Origin of the sequence: Formosa sediminum (assembly GCF_007197735.1) — a bacterium.
GTDB lineage: Bacteria > Bacteroidota > Bacteroidia > Flavobacteriales > Flavobacteriaceae > Formosa > Formosa sediminum.
Window position 1 is genome coordinate 1,786,507 of the sequence record NZ_CP041637.1, and the last position, 21,099, is coordinate 1,807,605.

The window sequence follows — 21,099 nt, forward strand, 5'->3', positions numbered from 1 at the left end:
TGGTTTTGTAGGCAAGAGATTTCCGAAGGAAAATCATATGTAACCCAAATGTAAATTTTGGTCAATGTTTTATATATTTTAAATATTTTGTAGTTGGGTTTTGAGCGTTTAAATTAATATTTTTCTAAAAATTGTATAGATTTTTTTTTGATAAATATTAGTGTCTATTCTTAGTGTTAAATGGAAGCGTTAAAGATTAACTTATAACATAAAATGTTTTAAGACATTAATTTGCTTAGTTTATGATGTGTAGTAAATCATTATATATCTTTGCAGTACAAGGTGTATTTACATGGTATATTTTACCATAATTAATAATGGCTCCTGCAAATAATTCTAGCTCGTTATTGTCTTTTCCTGAATTAATATCCAATTGTAGAGAAGTTGCTGTGTCTGGTGGAAATGTTGCAGCTTTTTCAAAAAGATTTTCTATGGTGTAATCGTTTAAATGTATTTTTTTTAAATCGGCAATTAAACTAATTTCTTGCATTATTTTTATTGCTTCTTCTTTTTGTTTTTTATCTGTACATACAGCACCTATAGAAGAGTTATATTTAGCTGTAATGAGACCAAAACTTGCCACAAACATAAATTTAGTCCAAATGTCTGTTTGCGCATTAGTTTTAAATTCGAAGTTTATTTCACTTGTTTTTAAAACATTTAATACCCAATCTAAATTTGTGTCTAAATGTTCTTGATCTTCTGAAAAAATTAATTTTCCAGGAAATCCTTTTTGTTCTATAACTCCTGTTTCTTTTATATGTGAGGTTACGTATACACAAGAAGGTAAGATGGTGCTATGGGGGAGTTTTGTACGAATTCTATCTGTAATGTCTACACCATTCATTATTGGTAGTACAATGGTATTTGGGGTAATAACTTCTGAGAGTTGTTGACATACGTGTTCTAAGTCATATTCTTTTACACATATTAAAACTAAATCTGGGGTGGCTATTTTAGAAATAGTTTCACAAATGGCATTTGGATGTGTAACAGTATTTATATGTTCTGAAGATAATAACCTAAGTCCATTTTGTTTTACGGTTTTATAGGTTTGTCCACGAGCGACAAAAGTTGTGGTAAAATTTTTTTCAGAGCCATTTACTTGATTTATTTTAAACCCAAAATAACCTCCAACTCCTCCAAGTCCTATTATAACAATGTGTTTTTTATCCATCGGTTGCTTTTTTACAAATATGAATACACTTAATAGAAAAACCACTTGATAAATGGCAAGAAATTACATTTTACTTGTGTCTTTTCTAATTCGGCTTAAAGAACTATCGGTAATGCCTAAGTAAGAAGCTATTATTTTTAAGGGTATATGCTTGAAAATATCTGGTTGTTGTTTTAGTAAATTTAAATATCTAGTCTCAGCTTTTTTGCTCGTCATTTCTATTAGGCGATCGTTTAATTTATAATAATTTACAACAAATAATAAGCGGCTAAACTCTCTAAATTCTGAAATGTTATGAAAATTGTCCTGAATACTATCAAAATCTGTTTTCCAAAATTCGCACTCTGTCAAAGTTTGGTAAGTTTCCTTTGTAGGCTGTTTTTTAAAAAACGATAAAAAATCATTTACAAAGCATGGCGCCACATAAATGTTAGTTGTAACTTCTTCATTATTTTCATTTAAAATAAAAGAGCGTACATATCCTGTTTCTAAGAAATAAGTCTCTGTACTAACTGTATTTTTATCTAATAAGGTAGTATGCTTGTTTAATTTGAAATCACAAAAAGGTTCCGATATTTTTTTTGTAATCTCTTCAGAAATTGGAATTAGAGATTGAAAATACGTATTTAGTGCCTGTTTGTTCAAGGGGATTATCTTTTAAAAGCGTGTTGTAATTTACATAATTTTAAGACGATTATTAGCTATGAACCTTACTTCAACTTATAGTCTTGAATTTTTATTTTTTATTCTTAGTAAATATTCATTTGGGTAACTAAGTGATTAATTTGTTGTTTGTCTTTCTACAGTAAATAAAATTTGTACGAGTTCCTCGCGAGTAAGAACTGTATTTTGTTGTAGAGCTATTTGCAAATACTTCGGAGTATATTCTCTCATACCAACTTAATTATCCGTTAGGGGTTTATAAATAATACTTTAGTTTTCATATTTTCTAATTTGACATTATTGTACTATCTAAATAATTTATATGATCTTCAATTTGTTATAGTATTGGTATATATAAATCAACAAAACATTTGTGTTCGGGATGTGTTCTAAAATCGTTATGATATATTTCAAAAGGATGTGCGTCACTCTTTTGGTATCCATTTTCGTTCATCCAAATAAAAAGACCAGTCCAAGATTTTTCAAAATCTTCAGGTTTAATTTCAAAATGGCCAACAATGCATTTTCCTTTTTCTATTGTTAAGTTGTTAATTTCTCCTTCGGTTTTTATAGGTGTTTTAGTCGTTAAAAACACACTCATTCTTACTTGTTCTGCTGCTGTAATTTTAAAGCTGTTATAAAAAATCCGTCCTACTTTAGCTTCAGGTATATGCATTAAATGTTTAGAATTTGCCCACATTATAAGTTTTTGAAATGCATGTTCTATTCCGTTTACTCCAATATGTGTTAATCCTATTGCTTGTATCTCAGATATATCTTTAACGTCTATTTTTGCATTCATTTTAATCCAGTTTTTTAAGTTGTTGATAGTGCAAATATATTTTTCATAACAGGGATACGCTTGACCATTCTTGCTTTCTAATTGACTAATCTTGCTAAATATGTTCGTGTTTTGTGCTCTAAAGTCGGTTGGACTTATCTTATAAAATTTTTTAAAAGCTCTTGTAAAAGATGAATTATCATTAAAACCACATAGCATTGCAATTTCAGAAATACTTTTGCTTTTGTGAATTAACATTGAAGCAGCCTGTTCTATACGACGTCTATTTACATAAGTGCTCAACGTTTCTTGAGTGACAAATTTAAAAACACGATGAAAATGATAAGGAGAGTAAAGAGCTATTCGTGATACAAGTTCTAACGACAAATTTTCGTTTAAATGCTCATCAATATATTTGAAAACATTGTCTATCCTATTTCTGTAATCTGAATGTATGTCTTTGTCTGAATTTTTCATGTATTGTAGGCTGGCTTTACACGAAATTAAGTATTAAATACTGAAAGGGATATCCATAAATCGCTATAAATTCTAATTATCTATCGCCTAACGAAACTAATCATCTTATATATTGTAATTTCAGGTTTGTTTTTTATTTAAATTTTAGAATTATACATTATTGAAATTAATAATCTATTCATTTTGTTGTCAATGTGTTATGGTTGTTTTAATGTGTTTATTATTCTTTAATTAAGTCCTTCTTTAAGATTATTGTCGTAAATACTGTTTTTAATTAAAATTATTGAAAGGTTTTAACATTATATACGGCTAAATTCGAGTCAAATAAAAATATATAGTAATGCACACACTTAAATTAGTTTTAATTCTTTTTACAATAGGAGTATTTACATCATGTAATTCTTCAGAAAAAAAGAAAGTTATAGATCCTATAGTGTTAGAGGACACAGCTTCAGAAATAGTAAAAAATCCAAATACATTATCTGCTTCCGAAAAAATAATAAACGAAGCTATTGCAGCTCATGGAGGTGATTTATACAATTCGGCTAATTATTCATTTGTATTTAGAAAAAATATATTTCAATTTAAAAACGATGGATCTAAATATAAATATACCAAGACCTACAAAAAAGGAGATTCTATAATTGTAGATGTTTTAAATAATGGCAAATTTTCTAGAACAGTAAATGGTAAAGTGGTTTCCTTATCAGAAAAAGCAATAGCTACAGGAACAGGAGCTGTTAATTCTGTAATATATTTTGCAACCTTACCTTATAAATTAAGTGATAAGGCCGTACATTCTAAACTTATAGAAGAGATTTCAATTAAAGGAGAAATGTATAATGCTATACAGGTCACTTTTAGTGAAGCAGGAGGTGGTGAAGATCATGACGATGAATATATGTATTGGATTAACACAAAGACTAAAAAAGTAGATTACTTAGCTTATAATTATAGAGTAAACGATGGTGGTGTACGCTTTAGAGTGGGATACAATAAAAGAGTAGTAGATGGGATTACGTTTCAGGATTATATAAATTATGAAGCGGCAGTTGGGACGCCTTTAAAAGACTTACCAGAGCTTTTTGAAGCGAATACATTGAAAGAACTTTCTAAAATAAAAACTGAAAACGTAATTAATTTAAATAAATAATAGAATGAAAAGAATACTACTTATTGTAGCAATTGTACTTGCAGGAACTACTGTAAATGCCCAAGAATTTAATAAAATAGATAAGAGTCCAATGGATCGTGCCTATTATCCTCCTGGTGTGGCTCACGATCGCATTTTTGAAAAAGATCCAGTTAAAAAGAAGGCTTTAATACCACAAATACGGGTAACATATTCTCGCCCAGCTAAACGAGGACGAGTTGTGTTTGGTGAATTATTAAAATACGGACAGCCATGGCGAGTAGGAGCCAACGAATCTACCGAAATATTATTCATGAATGATGTTGTTTTTGCAGGGAAAAAAATTAAAGCAGGACGTTACACTATGATTATTATTCCTACTGAAAAAGAATGGACATTAAAACTTAATACTGCTTTAGATGGTTGGGGTAATTATGGTTATGATGCGAGTTTAGATATTGCTAGTTTAAGTGTACCTGTTACTTATAGCGATACCGAAATTGAAAACCTCTCTATTGTTTTATACGAAGCCTCTCCTAAAACGGTACATTTAAAAATAGGTTGGGATAAAACCATTGCAGAATTTCCTATTACGTTAAAGTAAAAACGAGTTCTAAATATAAAAAAAGCGAAAACACCTATTTTCGCTTTTTTTTATATCAAATTTTAAAATTAGGAGTTTAAAATTCAGTATCTAATTTTGGTAATATCTCGCCATTTTTCCATTCTAATTCACGACTTACCGTATTAATTTCAACCCAATTAGTAGCTTCATCTTGGTAAGTACCACTTTCTTTTTTGTAAACTATTTTACCATCTATACCATCTTTGTCGTTAGGGAAAATCAATGTTTCAAAATACCAATAGATTCCAGCATTAGACATTTGCGAAATATTAAACACTTTTGTCATGCTTCCATCTACTTCAAAAAAGTAAACACCACCACCTTCAACACCGCAAGCTTCAGCTAAATAGTTTACAAATATTATATTATCAATGCCTTGTATACCTTTATTATCATAGACTTCTAAAGCAAAATCATTGGTTTTAAGATCTGTAGTAGCTTCTGTTATTTCTTGCTTGTCATTAACATGTCTAATAATAATATAGTAAGTGTCATTTTTTTTACCATAAGTGTAAAAATATGTAGAAGCCCCCATTTCTTTTTTTCCAAGAGAAATAAGTCCGCCTAAAACATACCCTATTTGTTCGTTGTATTTTACCTTATAGTAATTAGACGGTAATCCGTTATATAGTACTGTGTTTTCCGATTTTTCAATGATTTGAATTTTAGAGCCAATTTTTATAAGATCTATAGTTTTAGATTTTGTGTCAGGGTCTGTTCTAAAAGCGACATCATTTCCAAATAGATAATACTCTTTTCCATTTTCTAAATCTGAATATGTATTGTTGTAATCAATATCTTGACTATATATAAGACAAGACATAAATAGGAAGATACAAGTTAATTTGTTCATGTTGTTATTGTTAAAAATTTCCTGTGAATTACATTGGAAGATTAATTAAAATGTGAAAACGATACATCATCATTCTTTTATGGATAGTGATAATATGTTTTTTAATTTGTGTTTTTATGTAAACATAAGGTGTATTATTTTATTATAATTTTTTCTCCAAGAAATTTAGGTTTTACGCCAAGTAAAATATCTAAAAATACTTTTGTTCGTGCTAAATATTCTCTGAGTTGTACTTTTATACCATAGCGCCCAGAGACATCTTTTGCATTAAAGCCAATGGCCTTAATACCATTTTTTTCGGCTAAATAAATAGCCCTTTCGTTATGAAATTTTTGTGATATTATAGTGATTTCTGTTTGTCCAAATATGGCTTTTGCACGTACAACAGAATCTAAGGTTCTAAAACCTGCATAATCTAAAATTATTTTATTTTCGGGTATACCACGTTCTATTAATGTTGTTTTAAAAGCTGTAGGCTCATCGTAGTTCTTATTTCCGTTGTCTCCACTAACAAGGATAAAGTTAATTTTCTTGCTTTTAAATAATGCTACGGTAGCTTGTATTCTATACTCAAAATATAAATTTAATTCTCCAGTTGTTAGATATTTAGATGTTCCTAATACTAAGCCTACTTTATTGTGTTTAATAGCATTAAGCTCTGAATACGTTTTATGTTTTGCATTTGTTTCAATTTTCTTATTTGCTATAAAAATTAAGGCTAGATTAGCTATTACAACAAGCGTTAGGAGTTTTAAAATTTTAGTTTTCATCAGAGTTTCGGATTGCAACGTCTAAGCTAGTAAAAATAGTGATCACGATGTATAACGAAATCTACAAAGCTTTTAAATTAATAACTACAAACTGCCCAACTTACCTGTAAGTTAATACGGTTCTATGTATATAAAAATTTGCATGCATGAAACATATGTGTTATATTGCATATGTTTTATGTGTGTTGCATTCAGCTAATTTATAACAACACAATTTATTTTATATGCGTTTTTAAGCATATGTAAATAAATGCAAGAGGAGCTAAGTTCTGTGTTTTAGGATTAAAGCTTAAAATTTTTTAATAATATTAAAATGATGAAATCTTTTAGACAATTTTTTAAATCTGTAGTACAAGCATGTCCCTATACACATGTTGGTAAAAGATGTATAAATGTTGTTACAAGAAAATCTGAAAAGTCTACACAAATACCTAAAAATGCAGCATTTTTTAAAGCAGGTATGAAAACCGGTCGGAATATTGCTTTAGTTGGTGTGTTTTGTCCCTTTTTATGGTTTTCAATTTTATCCGGAGGGACTAAGGATTTTATAATTTTAAATGCCATCCACTCCGGAATTATAGTATGTTTAGGACTAAGTGTTATGGGAGTAAATTATTTATCCCTATGGTATTTTAAAAGAAAATTACACGTAAACAATTAGATTAAAATACTTCTTTCATGTGTTTGTAATTGGTTTTAACCATTTCTAAAACTTCATCCATACGTCCACTTAAAATCATTTTACTGATCGATAATGTGTAACCTTTCATTTGGTCAAATTCCATTTTAGGAGGCATAGCCAATGCTTGAGGATTCGTAAATACACTTACTAAAACAGGTCCTTTATGTGAAAAAGCATCTTGTAAAGCGGGTTTTAAATCGTCAGGTTGCGTAACCGAAATGCCTTTAAAGCCCATAGCTTGAGCGACCATTTCAAAATTAGGATTAACCATATCTGTTTCGTTGTTAGGTAAACCTTCTACTTGCATTTCTAATTGTACCATACCTAAAGAGCGGTTATTAAATACTATTAACTTTATAGGTAAATTATATTGTTTAATAGTAGCCAGATCTCCGAGTAACATTGATAACCCTCCATCTCCACAAAACGCAACCACTTGGCGTTCTGGATAAGCTAGTTGAGCGCCTATGGCCATAGGCATTGCATTGGCCATAGACCCATGATTAAAAGATCCTAACATAATACGTTTACCTGTAGCATCTATATATCTGGCTCCCCACACGCAACACATTCCTGTATCTACTGTAAATACCGTGTCACTATTAGCCATTTTATTAATGGTTGATGCCACATACTCTGGACTAATGTGGTTTTCAGATCCTTTTTCTTGTACATAAATATCAAGATTTTCTTTAACTTTATCGTAAAATTCTAATTGTGCATTTAAGAAACTTTCATCTTCTTTTTCTTGTATAAAAGGCAATAATGCGGTTATGGTATCTGTTATTTTTCCAGATAATCCCATTGCTAATTTAGCACGTCTACCTAAGCGTTCTGGCTTTTCATCGACTTGTATTATTTTATTTTTTACAGGCATAAAATGTTCGTAAGGAAAATCTGTTCCTAGCAGTATAACCACATCAGATTCGTGCATAGCATGAAAGGCAGAAGGAACGCCCAATAAACCTGTCATACCTACTTCGTAAGGATTGTCGTACTGCATGCCCATTTTTCCTCGAAATGAATATCCTATTGGTGCTTTAATTAAGGCTGCCAGTTTAATGATATCGTCATGAGCTTCTCGAGCACCAATACCACAGTAAATAGATATTTTTGGATGGGTGTTAACCAGATCTGCAAATTTTTGTATATCGGTATCTGAAGGGCGTAAAATAGTGTCTCCATGAAAATTATACATAGAGGTCGCACTCTCTTCAGCAGGCAACGCAGAGACATCTCCAGGTAATCCAAAAACAGCTACGCCTTTTTTATGTACGGCATTTTGTATGGCAGCTTGTAGCATACGTGGTACTTGTTTTGGGGTGCTAGCCACTTCATTATATACGCTACAATCGTCAAATAATTTATAGGTGTTTGTTGCCTGAAAATAATCGACTCCAAATTCAGGAGTATTTATGGTTGATGCAATTGCTATTATAGGTACTCCAGAGCGATTAGCATCATATAATCCATTTATTAAATGAACATGTCCCGGGCCGCTACTTCCAGCACAACAAGCAAGTCCGTCTAACTCAGCTTCTGCGGCAGCAGCATAAGCACCAACTTCTTCATGTCTAACATGAATCCATTTAATCTTTCCATTCCTTCTAACGGCATCATTCAATTCATTTAAGCTATCTCCTGTAACGGCATAGATGCGTTTTACATTGTTATTAACTAACATGTCTACAATTTGGTCTGCTACTTTCTGTCCCATAATTCTTTTTTTTGTGCGTTTCCATTAGATGTTCTAATAAAATTACAAAATAGAAATTGCAAAGGGTTGTAATGTTTTGTTAACTTATAGAAATAAATTGAGCAAGAAACCTTTAGTGGCTAGAGATATTTTAGGTAATTAGTATCTTAAAAAAAGTATGTTATTTACTTTAGCAAGTGCATTTATACCTGTAATAACTGTTTGTTATCAGTATTTTTTAATGAAGAAAAATCTGTAAGTATAATCGTTTAGCTTTATAAGCCTCTATTAATATGAATTTACTCTATTGTAACAGCTGCGATCTCTAATTTAAAATGTTCTTCTTTTTTGTTGGCTATTAGAAAAGCCACTTCTTCTATATGAGATGCATTAAAATTAGGTAAATCTAGTTTTTGACCTTTAAAGGTCGGGTACATATCTGTAATGTATATTGTAATATGTTGCCATTCTGTTGTGGCTGTAAAATAAGAAATATAAGCATGTTTATTTGTTGCTCTATCTTTAATTCTGAATTGATAGCGTTTACCATCGCCTTTAACATTCAGTATAATTTTTGAAAAACCAGCTGTGTCTAGAGCATTAAATCGATATTTAACAGATGCAAAACCACCATTATCTTCAAGTGAGACATCACCTTCGAAAACACCATGTCCGACTTTATTTAAGGAAAAATGACTTGAAGATTTTCCACCCATTACATTATCGTTAACCGTTGTCCAAAGTGACGTATGAGCTGTTTTATTAAATTTAAAGATGTGGTATTCTTTTTTCATTATTATAAAACTAATTTAATTGTTTTAGAAAGGCATTGGCATATTCTAAATGCTTTTGTTGTTGTTCTTTAGGCATTTTGTCATACATGCGCACTAACATTCTTAATCTAGGGTTTGCTAAAAAGAAATCGCGATGAGTGTGCATAAATCGCCAAAACAAACCATCCCACGTATCTTGCCAACTCCCTTTTTTATAATTACTCATTTTTATAAGGTAATTACTTCCGCTAATATAAGGCTTGGTTGCAATTAGACCGCCATCTGCAAATTGACTCATGCCATATACATTGGTAACCATAACCCAATCGTAGGCGTCTATAAAGAGTTCCATAAACCACTTATACACATCGTCAGGATCAAATTCGCATAGCAACATAAAATTACTAAGCACCATTAAGCGCTCTATATGGTGGCAATATCCAGTTTGTAATACTTTTTTAATAGTGTGATCTATGGGTGCAATTCCTGTAGTTCCAGTGTAAAAAGATGCAGGAATTTTCTTTTTAAAATTCCAAAAATTAGTGGTACGTTCTTCACTTCCTCGTGTTTCATAAACGCCGCGTATAAATTCGCGCCATCCTATAATTTGCCTAATAAAACCTTCGGTAGAATTAATGGGGATTTTATGTTTTGTGGCATAATTTAAACAGGCGTTAATAACTGCTTTTGGTGTAATTAAACCCACATTTAGCATGGGCGTTAAAACACTATGATGAAGTATGGTGTGTTCTGCAACGATAGCATCTTCGTAAACTCCAAACTCTACAAAACGATGTTCAAAAAACTGTTGCAACCATGTTTGTGTGGTTTTAAAATTTGTAGGGTATAATTGGTAAGTTGTTAGGTTTCCTAAATGGTTAGAAAAGTGTTTGTTTACGTACTGTACAGCATCGTGGTAATACTGATCTGTATCAGGAAATTGTATAGCAGGAGGTGTTTTTTTAGCAGGATATTTTTTTCTGTTTTCAGCATCAAAAGTCCATTTACCTCCGGAGGGGTGTCCATTAGCATCTATAAGAATGTGTCTTAGCTTGCGTTGTTGTGTGTAAAAAGTGGTTTGGTGATATGTTTTTTTGTCTTTTTTAAAAAAATCAGATAAGTCTTCTTTCGTATTTATAAATAAAGGGGAATTGTAAATGGTTGTTGAAATATTAAGTGTATTACAATTATTTTCAATACGTTTTTGTAACCAATTATCTGTAGGATCTATATAATTAATATGTTCAATTCCTTGTGCTTTTAATTCGGGAATTAATTGTCTTATATCCGACAATCTATTAACCGATTCGATGTATTTAACTGTTCGTTTTTTTTCATTTAAAAGATAAGCTTCGTAACATTTCATTGTTGCTCTATGAAACGCGATTTTTTGTTTATGGAAAGGATACTGTTTAAAAAACAAAAACTCTTCTATTATATAAATAGGCGCATCGGTTTCAAAAAGTGGTGACTCTTGAAATAACTGATGTGGAAAAATTAAGTTGATGCTTTTCATGACTGTCTTCTGCAACGCTCACTACAATATTTAACGTGTTCCCAATTGGTTTTCCATTTTTTACGCCAACTAAATGGACGTTTGCAAACCACACATATTTTCTGAGGTAGGTATTGCTTTTTAATGACGGTTTCCGTATTAAATTAAACTTATCACTAAACTCGGTAGATTTACTTTAAAATTATAGGTAAACTAATATGCGATGCATGTTTAGAGGAATGATGAATGTTATTATGAGCCACAATACCTTCTTTCTCGTCGTAATTATTACCACCTGTATTTAAGTTTCTAGCAAATCTCGGAAAATTACTACTTGAAATTTCTACACGAATTCTATGCCCTTTTTTAAAATAATTACTTGTTGCCATAGGTGTTAAATCTATTTTATACACTTCACCTTTTTTCATAAATACTTCTTTGTCATATCCTTCTCTGTATCTAGCACGTTGTATGGTTTCATCTAAATTATAAGCGCTACCATCAGGATGTACATCAATAAGTTTTATAGTAAAATCTGTGTCTTTTACATCTGAAGACACATATAATGTAGAGGTTATAAAACCTGTCACTTCAATACCTTTATCTAATACATCTGTAGTATATACTAAAATATCGTTTCTGGTTTCCATTTGTTGCTGATTGTAAGCACCTCCCTTAATCACGTTATCAGTACAACAAATATTACCTCCCAAAGAAGGCACAGGTAACATCGGATCGTAGGTATACTGATCAGGATGATCTGTTTTGGGTTTAGTAGTTGTTAATTTACCATCTCCAAAAGCGCTATTAGCATGTCCGTTACTGTTTAAATAATATGTTATTGGTTTGGCATTTTCTGGAGGCCAAGTTTCTGAGGCTTGCCAAATATTACGTCCCATAGTATAATATTGCACTCGAGGAGTTTTTTCTTTAAAGTTATTTTGTTCTCCTTTAAGCCAAAAATCAAACCACGCATAAATTTGTTCATCATAATTTAATCTAGCATCGCCAACACTTAATTCTCCAATTATAGTATTTTGGCTTGTACCACGTGTAAATTCGCAATGTAAATTAGGTGATATAACTAAATACTGGTTATCTCTTATACTTGTATCTTTTGCATTATTTCTAACATGATTAAACAAGACTAGATTTGGAGTTATAGATAAATCGTACCAAGAGGCAAACCAAAAACTAGGCACTCCAAAATCCATATCGTCGTGGTATAAACCACCTTCATACCAATCGGGATCATTAGGTTTGCGTGTAATCATTTTATCAAAAATCTCGGTTTTACCATGTACATTTTTTATAATATCTTGGATGGGTAAATGTTTAAAAGCTTCAGCCATATCTATAGGCGGATTTTCAGGGTCTAAGTCATAAAATCTAGAAATTCTAATAAGATCTTCTTGAGTTGCTCCGGCTGGAATTCGAGGTTTAAATTTATCGTGTTCAACTCGATACAACCAAGCCATAAATAGCATTTGTTCTACACCACCACGATACCAGTTCCCTTGTTCGTAAAGATTGCCCACACGACCAATTCCTGCTCCATACCCCTGCGGAACCATTGCTGCATGAGAAGGGTGATCTAAAGCGGCTACTGCCAATTGCCACTCTGCAGAGGAAGAACAACCGTAGGTTCCGATTTTACCGTTAGACCATGGTTGGTTTTTCATCCAAGTAAAAGTGTCGTAACCATCGGTTACAGGAACGCCCAAAATATCCCATTCGCCCTCAGAAAAATAGCGGCCACGTTCGTTTTGTACAACATATGCATATCCTTTTTTTACTGCTTCAAGTGCTTTTTTAACGCGCATGGTTGTAATTTGCTTACCATCTACCCAATTGTTGAAATTGTAGGGTGTTCGTGAAAAGATAATGGGAACTTTTTTATCTGTTTTTGGACGATACACATCTGCAGCCAAGCGTACACCGTCTCGCATTGGTATCATCACTTTTTGATCTATAATTGCGATTTCTTCTAGTTCTTGAAGAACTTCATTTTGGGCAATAACAGAAAAACTATTAAATAAAAAATAGCTTGTTATAATTGAGATTAAAAAATGATGCATTTTCATGATAATTAGTGGGGGGTTTTAGGATTATAATTTAGGTTACAATGTCTTGTGGGGTTAATGAGAATAAGACATGAAACGTTATAAAAATACGTAAAACTTCCGATTATATCCGAAAAGAAGCGTATTAATAAGAGATATGCAATTGAAGTGAATTATAGAGATAAATATGTTTTTTTATTGAAAATTTTGTGAAAAATATTCAATTTAAACAATTAAAAAATGAATCTAGAGGGATGTATTATAAAAACAAAAAACCTCTGAATTTTAAAAAAAAATCAGAGGTTTGTAGTAAAGTATACGTTAATTAACGACGTTTTTTTCTGGAATATTGCTTTTTCTTACGTCTAGACCCGTGAGTTGGTTTAGAATGTTCTGAAGGAATAGCATCATCAAAAGTGTTCTTAACGGGTTTAAGATTAACTTTTTTCCACGATTTATTGTCTTTTTTATTGTCGGGCAGCAGCACGTCTAATAAGTCTGTTCTACCTACTTTATTTAAAGTTTTTTTAATCCAATCCTTATTTTCTTGCTTATACCAAAAGAAGAAACGGTGCTGATCGTCTTTTTCTTTCTTTGACTTAGGTGTTTTAGTAGGTTTAAGTGTATACGGATGATAGCCACTGTAATAAATTACCGTAGCCACTGTCATTGGCGTAGGAGTAAATCCTTGTACTTGTTCTAGCTGGAACCCCATATCTTTAGTTTCGGCAGCCAGATTAGCCATATCTTCAACCTCGCATGCAGGATGGTTTGAAATAAAATAAGGAATTAACTGTAACTTTAAATCTTTTTTAATATTGATTTTATCGAAGCGTTCTTTAAATTTATGAAAATAACTAAAAGAAGGCTTTCGCATTAGCTTTAAAACAGGATCAGACGTATGTTCTGGTGCGACTTTTAAACGTCCAGAAATATGCTTAGTCATTACTTCTTCTGTATAATCGTCTAACTCTTTAGGATCTGCATTTTTGTTAAATTCTGGAACTAACATATCATGACGAATTCCACTACCAATAAACGACTTCTTAATTTTTGGATGCTTATCTACGGCTTGATATAATTCTGTTAATGGCTTATGAGACGTATCTAAATTGCTACATATAACTGGAGAAATACAAGAAGGAGCCACACATTTATCGCAAATGGATTGTATTTTTCCTTTCATTTTATACATATTGGCAGATGGTCCACCAATATCAGATAAATAGCCTTTAAAGTCTGGCATGTTAGCCACTTTGTCTACTTCTTTTAATACCGATTCTTGGCTACGACTGGCAATGAATTTACCTTGATGGGCAGAAATGGTACAAAAACTACAGCCTCCAAAACAACCACGATGAATGTTAATTGAAAACTTAATCATTTCAAACGCAGGGATAGGTCCGCGTTTATTGTATTTAGGATGAGGTAAACGTGTATACGGTAAATCAAACGAAGCATCAATTTCAGCTTCCAACATGGTTGGAAACGGCGGATTGATAACTAATGTTTTACCATTTACATTCTGAGAAATTCTATTAGCATTGAGCTTGTTAGACTCTTGTTCTATCACCTTAAAGTTAGACGCAAATTTTTTTTTGTCATTTAAACAGACTTCGTGAGAGTGAATTTGTACATCTTCCCAGTTTTTATTTTTGGGAAGAGGTTCGTCTCCAGCTTGTAAAAAAGCTGTTTGTTTAATTGTAGTTAAGCTAGAAAATGGCACACCTTTTTGTAACAATTCTACAATTTCTCGTAATGGTTGTTCTCCCATTCCATACACCAACATATCTGCTTTAGAAGTTTCTAAAATGGTTGGCATTAAGGTGTCACTCCAATAATCATAATGGGTAACACGACGTAAAGACGCTTCAATACCACCAATTAAAACAGGAACATTTGGGAATTTATCTTTTAATATTTTAGAATACACAGAAGTTGCATAATCTGGTCTAAACCCTTTATCTCCATTTGGTGTATAGGCATCTTTATCGCGACGTTTTTTAGTAGCAGTATAATTGCTAACCATAGGATCCATACAACCGCCAGTTACCCCAAAAAATAACCGTGGTGTGCCTAATTTTTCAAAGTCTTGAAGATTGTCGTTAACATTAGGTTGCGGCACAATAGCAACTTTTAAGCCATAGCTTTCTAAAATACGACCAATAACTGCAGGACCAAATGATGGATGATCTACGTAAGCATCTCCACTAAATAGTATAACATCTAATTCGTCCCAACCGCGAAGCTTAACTTCTTTGTTAGTCGTTGGTAACCAGTCTGTAAGTTTTTTAATTTGCATAGGCTGCAAATGTACAATTAAATTCTTTCACTATTAAATACTTAACATTTACTAAAAATTAATAGGTAGACTAGAAGTTAATATAAAGCTTAGATAGTTAAAAGCTTCATAATCTGTAGCTTTAAATCTAAATCTTTGAATATAAAATTACAGACTTTACGTTTTGTTTTGCTCTGCTAGTTAGCTATTTTACTTATAGATGCATATCTTTGTCCCTTATAATTATAATTTAAATAAAGTTAAAAATGAAAAAACCCACTATCGGATTTATCGGACTAGGCCTTATGGGAGGTAATATGGTTGAAAATCTTCAAAAAAGAGGTTTCGAACTAACAGTGATGGACCTAAATAAAGACGAAGTTGCAAAAGTTATCGCCCGCGGTAATGCTACCGAAGCTGCTTCTCCAAAAGAATTAGCTGAAAAGAGTGACATCATTATGTTTTGCCTTACAACTTCTGCTGTTGTTGAAAAGATTGTATATGGTGAAGAGGGAATTTTAGCCGGTATTAAAGAAGGTGCTGTTTTAATTGATTTTGGAACATCTATTCCTGCTTCAACTAAAAAGATTGGTAAAGATCTTGCAGAAAAAGGGGCTGGTATGATTGATGCGCCATTAGGACGTACTCCTGCGCATGCAAAAGATGGTTTACTTAATATTATGGCTGCTGGTGATGTAGATACTTTTGAAAAAGTGAAACCAGTTTTAGAAGAACAAGGAGAAAATGTATTCTATTTAGGTGCACTTGGAGCTGGTCACACAACCAAATTAATTAATAATTTTATGGGAATGACAACTGTAGTTGCAATGTCTCAAGCTTTTGCTGCAGCGAAATTAGCTGGTGTAGATACGCAACAATTATTTGATATAATGTCTGCTGGTCCATCGAATTCTCCTTTTATGAAATTCTGTAAAAATTATGCTGTAGATAATGTTAGCGATTTAGGGTTCTCTATTAATAATGCGAATAAAGATTTAGGCTATTTTGTACAAATGATGAACGATTTAGGAACTAAGTCTGCTATAGCAGAGGCAACATCTTCTAATCTTCAGGCGGCAGTAGCAGCAGAGATGGGAAATGGAAATGTACCTGAGATTTTCGATTATTTCGTAAAATTACAAAACTAGTAGCATCTTAGTCTTTTTATAAAAATTAAGATGGCATAACTCTGAAAATATTTTCAGGACCACACATTGTGTGGAGAGTTGCGTGTTTTTAAACGTATGTTTTCAAGAGAAAATGTAAGGTTTAAAACACGCAACTATTATTTTAATACAGGCTTCTAATTTAAAAAAACATATAATTACTCGTATACAACTTAAATTGAATGTCTTGTATTTGTATGAATTTTAATTTGATTTAAGAACTAATCTTAAATTTTGTATTGGTATTTAGCTATAATGTTGATTGTAAAAATGTTTAAATACAAGCGAGCGTTTTTATTATGTGTTTTAAGGGTTTACTATGAATAATAAAGTAGGTATTATTTACGCAACAACAGACGGGCAAACACTTAAAATTTGTCAGCGAATTGCAGAACATCTTAAAAACTTAGGATTCTGTACAGATATTATTGAAATTTCAACAGTTACAGATGCTGTAACTAAATATTCAAAACTTATTATAGGTGCTAGTATTAGATATGGTAAACATAGTGATAAAGTTACAGCGTTTATAAAGACACATCATAGGGCGTTAAATCAAATAGATGCTGCATTCTTCTCCGTAAATTTAGTGGCTAGAAAAAGCGATAAGAATCGGTATAACACCAATCCTTATGTAATAAAGTACTTTAAACAGTTAGATTGGACACCCAAAATAACAGATGTTTTTGCAGGAACTTTAGATTATAAATCCTATTCCTTTCTAGATCGCATAATGATTAAATTGATTATGAAAATGACAGGTGGTCCAACTTCGTCAACTAAGCCTATAGAATACACCAATTGGGATAGAGTGAAAGCCTTCTCTGTAAAAATAAGTCAGATTTAGTATTGTTGTAATCTGTCTTCTTAAAAATATAAATACCTCTTCTTTAAAGAATTTTAAAAGTAAGTAGTTTTAAAATCATTGCATAAGATTTAAACTTTAAAATTCAATTAATATTGAATAGCGCATCTTCGCTTATAAAAACCTCATTTATTTCAAATTTAATTACTGTAAAATAAGTCCAATTCACTTAAAAGGTTGGATGATTCACTGATTCATAAATTTATATTATAAACTTGTTTATATACTTGTATAGCAAAATATTAAATGCTTAAAAAGCATATTTTAAAAATGCATTGTATGTAATGCAAACTGTTATCAATAACTAAGTAAATCAATGGCTGAATTTATAATTGAAAAATTTAAATAAGTGCCTAAAATTTACCTGAAACAATAGAATTATGAAACATATAACATTCACTAAATTAAGTGCTTTTGCACTGGTATTTGTCGTTTTTACAGCTTGTAGTAGTGATAGTGAAAATGAAGCTTTAACAGTGTCTGATGATATTACAATAACAGATACAAATACTACTGCTACAGCCGAAGGAGATACAGATAACACAGGAGCCGATGAAGATGATTTGGTTGAAAATGCTACATTCGAATATACTGTTCAAATCGTATATTCGGACGATGCGGTAAGCATAACGAATCCCGTTCCAGACGATGTGGTTATTACTCAAAATGGTGCAGATATAACCGTAAATTCATCAATTTCTAACGTTGCTTACGAAGTGTCGGGGACAACAACAGATGGAATGTTAAAAATGTATAGCGATAAGAAATTTAAATTAACGTTAAGTGATTTAAATATTACGAATACAGATGGCCCAGCGATTAATATTCAATCTTCTAAAACCTCATTTGTGATATTAGAAGGAACTACGAATTTAACCGATGCCTCAAGTTATAGTAATATTCCTGAAGATGAAGATGCCAAAGCTACATTCTTTAGTGAAGGACAGTTGGTGTTTAGTGGTTCTGGTAGCCTAAATGTGTCTGGAAATTATAAACATGGTATTGCAAGTGATGATTATATTAGAGTCATTAGCGGAACGATTACTGTATATAATGCTGCTTCAGACGCTTTACATGCTAACGACTATATAATTATAGATGGTGGTACGCTTAATTTAACTGCAGATAGTGATGGTGTAGACTGTGCAGAGGGTTATGTTATTATTAACAACGGAACATTTAATATTAATGCAGTAGATGATGGTATCGCGGCTTCTTACGATATTGACGAGGAGGATGAACCCGATGATTCTATTACACCAAATGTAACTGTTAACGGCGGAGATTTAGTTATAAAAACTTCAGAGGGTGAAGGGATTGAGTCTAAAGGGATATTAACTATTAATGATGGAACTATAACTATTAATGCTTATGATGATGGACTGAATGCTATTGGGCATTTGTATATTAATGGAGGAACAAATTATGTATATAGTACCTTAAATGATGCTATTGATAGCAACACCGGAATTACTGTTACAGGAGGAATAACTATCGGGATAGCAGTGCGCGTAGACGAACCTGATGGAAGTTTTGATACCGACGATAATATATTTAAAATAACCGGAGGAACCATTTTAGGTTTAGCACTAAACTCATCATTTCCTACAGAGAGTGTGAGTACGCAAAACACTGTTATTTTTGATGGTACAAGTTCAAATACTTTATTAAATATTCAATCCGAAGATGGTACAGAAGCATTAACTTATTTAGTTCCATATAAAGTAAATACCATTATATATTCTAATGCAAAATTAGTAACAGGTACTACCTATAAAATTTATACAGGGGGAAGTGTAAGTAATGGAGTTGAGGTTAACGGTTTGTATACCTCTGGCACCTATACAGGCGGCACATATACAGGCGATGAGTTTACTATAAGTAACATTGTGACGCAAATTGGTGGTGATTTAGGGCCAACAGGAGATAACGGAGGGAGATAATAAATTTTAATTTTACTAATTAAGGCGTAGTTAGTTGTTTCCTGTTTATTTTTGCCATAATTTAATAGGCATGTCACAGTCAGAACATTCTAATATTACTAACTTAACCATTTACAAGAAATCTTTAGATGTTTTTAAGCTTTGCAGACATATTGCAGCTTATGTAACTAACGATAAAGATATCATTGCTATGCATGTTTCTAAAAATCATATAGATAAATATGCCGATAAGTTAGTTATGGATGCCTTAGGTTTAATTCCTAAAATTGTAGAGACTGAAAATGAAACCAACTCCATAAAAAAGTTAAAGCATGCCAAGGACTTGCGTTTCTTTATAGATAGGTTGTATTATAACACAAAGTATTTAAATACCAAAAACACAAATAGTACAGATTTTATAAAATTGTTACGTATTGAAATAAAAAAACTTAGGATAATACATAAGCAATATGTGAGATCGTTAGTGCAAAAGAATTAACAATCCGGAACTAAAACTTTACCCAATTTAAACCATACATGTTGTTTAAATTATTTCTTTAATCATATGTGGGCGCATAACACGTTCAGATTAGTATATTTGAAGCTTGTTTTGCAAATAAACACATTAAAAGAAGTAGCAGTTAAATACGCTATTGCATAATAATTTAATAAACATGATTTCGCAACTATGATAGAGTTTTTAGTCTTTATAAAATTAACTATTGCCATTACATTTGTTATTGGTTTATCTGTACTAGCAGAGCATGTAAGTCCAAAAGTTGCGGGTATCTTATCTGGATATCCTACAGGATCTGCAATTACATTGTTTTTTTTCGGATTGGAAGTAAGTCCAGATTATGCTGCTAAAAGTGCTGTTTTTAATATGGTTGGGCTCTCAGCATCTTTAACTTTTGTATATGCCTATTATATAGCATCTAAATATTTTAATAAATACAATATTATATTATCTTCTTTAAGTGCAATAGCCAGTTATTTTCTTGTGGTTTGGGTATTACATCACATTAAAATTAATACCTATATGGCTATTTTAATTCCAATACTTTTTTCATTTTTATATCTCTATCTTTTTAAAAATATTAAAGACATTAATATTACAAACAAAGCTAAACTTAGTTACAAAACGCTTTTTGTAAGAGCCTTTTTTGCGGCACTAATTATTTTGTTAATAACCAGTGTGCCAAAATTTGTTGGTCCAACTTGGGCGGGTTTATTTTCAGCCTTTCCTACAACATTATTTCCATTAATGTTAATTATTCATATGACTTACTCTAAAGCTCATGTACACACAGTAATAAAAAATGTGCCAATAGGAATGTTTTCTTTAATTATTTATTCGCTAACCGTATCAATAGTTTATCCTATGTATGGTATTTATTGGGGAACTTTAATCTCTTTTGCTACAGCCACTTTATATTTGTTAATTTATAAAAAAGTAAGAAGTGTGATTGATAAATTTAAATATGCAGTTAAAGTTAAATCCAAATAAAACTTACTTATTATTTAATTATACAGATCTTAAAAAATATTTTTTGCTTTTTTAGTAAAATCTTTCCTTTATAAAAACACTCTAAGTCTTATGTTTAAAACTGGACATAAAGATGGTGAAAAAATAATTAGTATATTTATATTAGGCATGTATGCCATTATTAATTAGAAT

At 31.5% G+C, this 21,099-nt stretch carries 19 protein-coding genes; 8 read left to right on the top strand and 11 right to left on the bottom strand.

Annotation, left to right across the window (positions count from 1 at the left end):
* Positions 1–235: 235 nt before the first annotated feature.
* The 3 genes from FNB79_RS07840 to FNB79_RS07850 form a co-directional block, all read right to left on the bottom strand.
* Entirely contained in the window at positions 236–1,177 is a 942-nt protein-coding gene (locus FNB79_RS07840) for a ketopantoate reductase family protein (protein WP_143380787.1), read from the bottom strand.
* A 63-nt stretch (positions 1,178–1,240) separates the two neighbouring features.
* Complete coding sequence (locus FNB79_RS07845; RefSeq protein ID WP_143380788.1) at positions 1,241–1,822, bottom strand: Crp/Fnr family transcriptional regulator; 582 nt, start codon at positions 1,820–1,822, stop codon at positions 1,241–1,243.
* A 355-nt stretch (positions 1,823–2,177) separates the two neighbouring features.
* On the bottom strand, positions 2,178–3,098 hold the full coding sequence (locus FNB79_RS07850) for an AraC family transcriptional regulator (protein WP_143380789.1): 921 nt from the start codon (positions 3,096–3,098) through the stop codon (positions 2,178–2,180).
* 340 nt (positions 3,099–3,438) lie between these two features.
* Between FNB79_RS07850 and FNB79_RS07855 the strand changes: the two genes are divergently transcribed.
* Together FNB79_RS07855 and FNB79_RS07860 are read left to right on the top strand one after the other, a co-directional pair.
* A complete protein-coding gene (locus FNB79_RS07855; protein ID WP_143380790.1) occupies positions 3,439–4,251 on the top strand; it encodes a DUF6503 family protein in 813 nt (270 codons plus the stop codon).
* A 4-nt stretch (positions 4,252–4,255) separates the two neighbouring features.
* Entirely contained in the window at positions 4,256–4,834 is a 579-nt protein-coding gene (locus FNB79_RS07860; RefSeq protein WP_143380791.1) for a DUF2911 domain-containing protein, read from the top strand.
* A gap of 76 nt (positions 4,835–4,910) precedes the next feature.
* Here FNB79_RS07860 and FNB79_RS07865 read toward each other — a convergent pair whose 3' ends face one another.
* Both FNB79_RS07865 and FNB79_RS07870 read right to left on the bottom strand, forming a co-directional pair.
* Positions 4,911–5,708 (bottom strand): SH3 domain-containing protein, encoded by a 798-nt coding sequence (locus FNB79_RS07865; RefSeq protein WP_143380792.1) that lies wholly within the window; start codon positions 5,706–5,708, stop codon positions 4,911–4,913.
* Between the two features lie 134 nt (positions 5,709–5,842).
* The gene (locus tag FNB79_RS07870) at positions 5,843–6,478 is read right to left on the bottom strand and encodes a SanA/YdcF family protein (RefSeq protein ID WP_143380793.1); all 636 of its coding nucleotides are present in this window, start codon (positions 6,476–6,478) and stop codon (positions 5,843–5,845) included.
* A gap of 313 nt (positions 6,479–6,791) precedes the next feature.
* On the opposite strand from FNB79_RS07870, the gene FNB79_RS07875 reads away from it, so the two are divergent.
* Complete coding sequence (locus FNB79_RS07875) at positions 6,792–7,139, top strand: hypothetical protein (protein ID WP_143380794.1); 348 nt, start codon at positions 6,792–6,794, stop codon at positions 7,137–7,139.
* Between the two features lies 1 nt (position 7,140).
* Here the strand turns inward: FNB79_RS07875 and FNB79_RS07880 are convergent, their stop codons facing one another.
* From FNB79_RS07880 to FNB79_RS07905, 6 genes are all read right to left on the bottom strand, one after another.
* Positions 7,141–8,877: a thiamine pyrophosphate-dependent enzyme gene (locus FNB79_RS07880; protein ID WP_143380795.1), complete on the bottom strand. Its 1,737-nt coding sequence runs from the start codon at positions 8,875–8,877 to the stop codon at positions 7,141–7,143.
* A gap of 278 nt (positions 8,878–9,155) precedes the next feature.
* Complete coding sequence (locus tag FNB79_RS07885; RefSeq protein WP_143380796.1) at positions 9,156–9,650, bottom strand: CIA30 family protein; 495 nt, start codon at positions 9,648–9,650, stop codon at positions 9,156–9,158.
* 10 nt (positions 9,651–9,660) lie between these two features.
* Positions 9,661–11,145 carry a cryptochrome/photolyase family protein gene (locus FNB79_RS07890; protein ID WP_143380797.1) on the bottom strand — a complete coding sequence of 495 codons (1,485 nt, stop codon included), beginning with the start codon at positions 11,143–11,145 and terminating at the stop codon, positions 9,661–9,663.
* On the bottom strand, positions 11,142–11,270 hold the full coding sequence (locus FNB79_RS07895; protein WP_143382583.1) for a DUF2256 domain-containing protein: 129 nt from the start codon (positions 11,268–11,270) through the stop codon (positions 11,142–11,144). Before FNB79_RS07895 ends, FNB79_RS07890 begins: the two co-directional genes overlap by 4 nt.
* 45 nt (positions 11,271–11,315) lie before the next feature.
* Positions 11,316–13,202: a CocE/NonD family hydrolase gene (locus FNB79_RS07900; protein WP_246073346.1), complete on the bottom strand. Its 1,887-nt coding sequence runs from the start codon at positions 13,200–13,202 to the stop codon at positions 11,316–11,318.
* Positions 13,203–13,512: 310 nt separating this feature from the next.
* A complete protein-coding gene (locus FNB79_RS07905) occupies positions 13,513–15,489 on the bottom strand; it encodes a YgiQ family radical SAM protein (RefSeq protein ID WP_143380799.1) in 1,977 nt (658 codons plus the stop codon).
* Between the two features lie 245 nt (positions 15,490–15,734).
* Between FNB79_RS07905 and FNB79_RS07910 the strand changes: the two genes are divergently transcribed.
* The 5 genes from FNB79_RS07910 to FNB79_RS07930 all read left to right on the top strand — a co-directional run bounded on the left by FNB79_RS07910 (position 15,735) and on the right by FNB79_RS07930 (position 20,928).
* On the top strand, positions 15,735–16,616 hold the full coding sequence (locus FNB79_RS07910; RefSeq protein WP_143380800.1) for an NAD(P)-dependent oxidoreductase: 882 nt from the start codon (positions 15,735–15,737) through the stop codon (positions 16,614–16,616).
* Between the two features lie 337 nt (positions 16,617–16,953).
* On the top strand, positions 16,954–17,481 hold the full coding sequence (gene hemG, locus FNB79_RS07915) for a menaquinone-dependent protoporphyrinogen IX dehydrogenase (RefSeq protein WP_143380801.1): 528 nt from the start codon (positions 16,954–16,956) through the stop codon (positions 17,479–17,481).
* Between the two features lie 398 nt (positions 17,482–17,879).
* The gene (locus FNB79_RS07920) at positions 17,880–19,442 is read left to right on the top strand and encodes a carbohydrate-binding domain-containing protein (protein WP_143380802.1); all 1,563 of its coding nucleotides are present in this window, start codon (positions 17,880–17,882) and stop codon (positions 19,440–19,442) included.
* 70 nt (positions 19,443–19,512) lie between these two features.
* The gene (locus FNB79_RS07925) at positions 19,513–19,920 is read left to right on the top strand and encodes a hypothetical protein (RefSeq protein WP_143380803.1); all 408 of its coding nucleotides are present in this window, start codon (positions 19,513–19,515) and stop codon (positions 19,918–19,920) included.
* Between the two features lie 189 nt (positions 19,921–20,109).
* Positions 20,110–20,928 carry a hypothetical protein gene (locus FNB79_RS07930; protein ID WP_143380804.1) on the top strand — a complete coding sequence of 273 codons (819 nt, stop codon included), beginning with the start codon at positions 20,110–20,112 and terminating at the stop codon, positions 20,926–20,928.
* Positions 20,929–21,099 lie beyond the last annotated feature (171 nt).

Coding starts and splice junctions, on each gene's coding strand:
- FNB79_RS07840 (WP_143380787.1), bottom strand. CDS start 1,177: ATGGATAAAAAACACATTGTTATAATAGGACTTGGAGGAGTTGGAGGT.
- FNB79_RS07850 (WP_143380789.1), bottom strand. CDS start 3,098: ATGAAAAATTCAGACAAAGACATACATTCAGATTACAGAAATAGGATA.
- FNB79_RS07855 (WP_143380790.1), top strand. CDS start 3,439: ATGCACACACTTAAATTAGTTTTAATTCTTTTTACAATAGGAGTATTT.
- FNB79_RS07860 (WP_143380791.1), top strand. CDS start 4,256: ATGAAAAGAATACTACTTATTGTAGCAATTGTACTTGCAGGAACTACT.
- FNB79_RS07865 (WP_143380792.1), bottom strand. CDS start 5,708: ATGAACAAATTAACTTGTATCTTCCTATTTATGTCTTGTCTTATATAT.
- FNB79_RS07870 (WP_143380793.1), bottom strand. CDS start 6,478: ATGAAAACTAAAATTTTAAAACTCCTAACGCTTGTTGTAATAGCTAAT.
- FNB79_RS07875 (WP_143380794.1), top strand. CDS start 6,792: ATGATGAAATCTTTTAGACAATTTTTTAAATCTGTAGTACAAGCATGT.
- FNB79_RS07880 (WP_143380795.1), bottom strand. CDS start 8,877: ATGGGACAGAAAGTAGCAGACCAAATTGTAGACATGTTAGTTAATAAC.
- FNB79_RS07885 (WP_143380796.1), bottom strand. CDS start 9,650: ATGAAAAAAGAATACCACATCTTTAAATTTAATAAAACAGCTCATACG.
- FNB79_RS07890 (WP_143380797.1), bottom strand. CDS start 11,145: ATGAAAAGCATCAACTTAATTTTTCCACATCAGTTATTTCAAGAGTCA.
- FNB79_RS07900 (WP_246073346.1), bottom strand. CDS start 13,202: ATGCATCATTTTTTAATCTCAATTATAACAAGCTATTTTTTATTTAAT.
- FNB79_RS07905 (WP_143380799.1), bottom strand. CDS start 15,489: ATGCAAATTAAAAAACTTACAGACTGGTTACCAACGACTAACAAAGAA.
- FNB79_RS07910 (WP_143380800.1), top strand. CDS start 15,735: ATGAAAAAACCCACTATCGGATTTATCGGACTAGGCCTTATGGGAGGT.
- hemG (WP_143380801.1), top strand. CDS start 16,954: ATGAATAATAAAGTAGGTATTATTTACGCAACAACAGACGGGCAAACA.
- FNB79_RS07920 (WP_143380802.1), top strand. CDS start 17,880: ATGAAACATATAACATTCACTAAATTAAGTGCTTTTGCACTGGTATTT.
- FNB79_RS07925 (WP_143380803.1), top strand. CDS start 19,513: ATGTCACAGTCAGAACATTCTAATATTACTAACTTAACCATTTACAAG.
- FNB79_RS07930 (WP_143380804.1), top strand. CDS start 20,110: ATGATAGAGTTTTTAGTCTTTATAAAATTAACTATTGCCATTACATTT.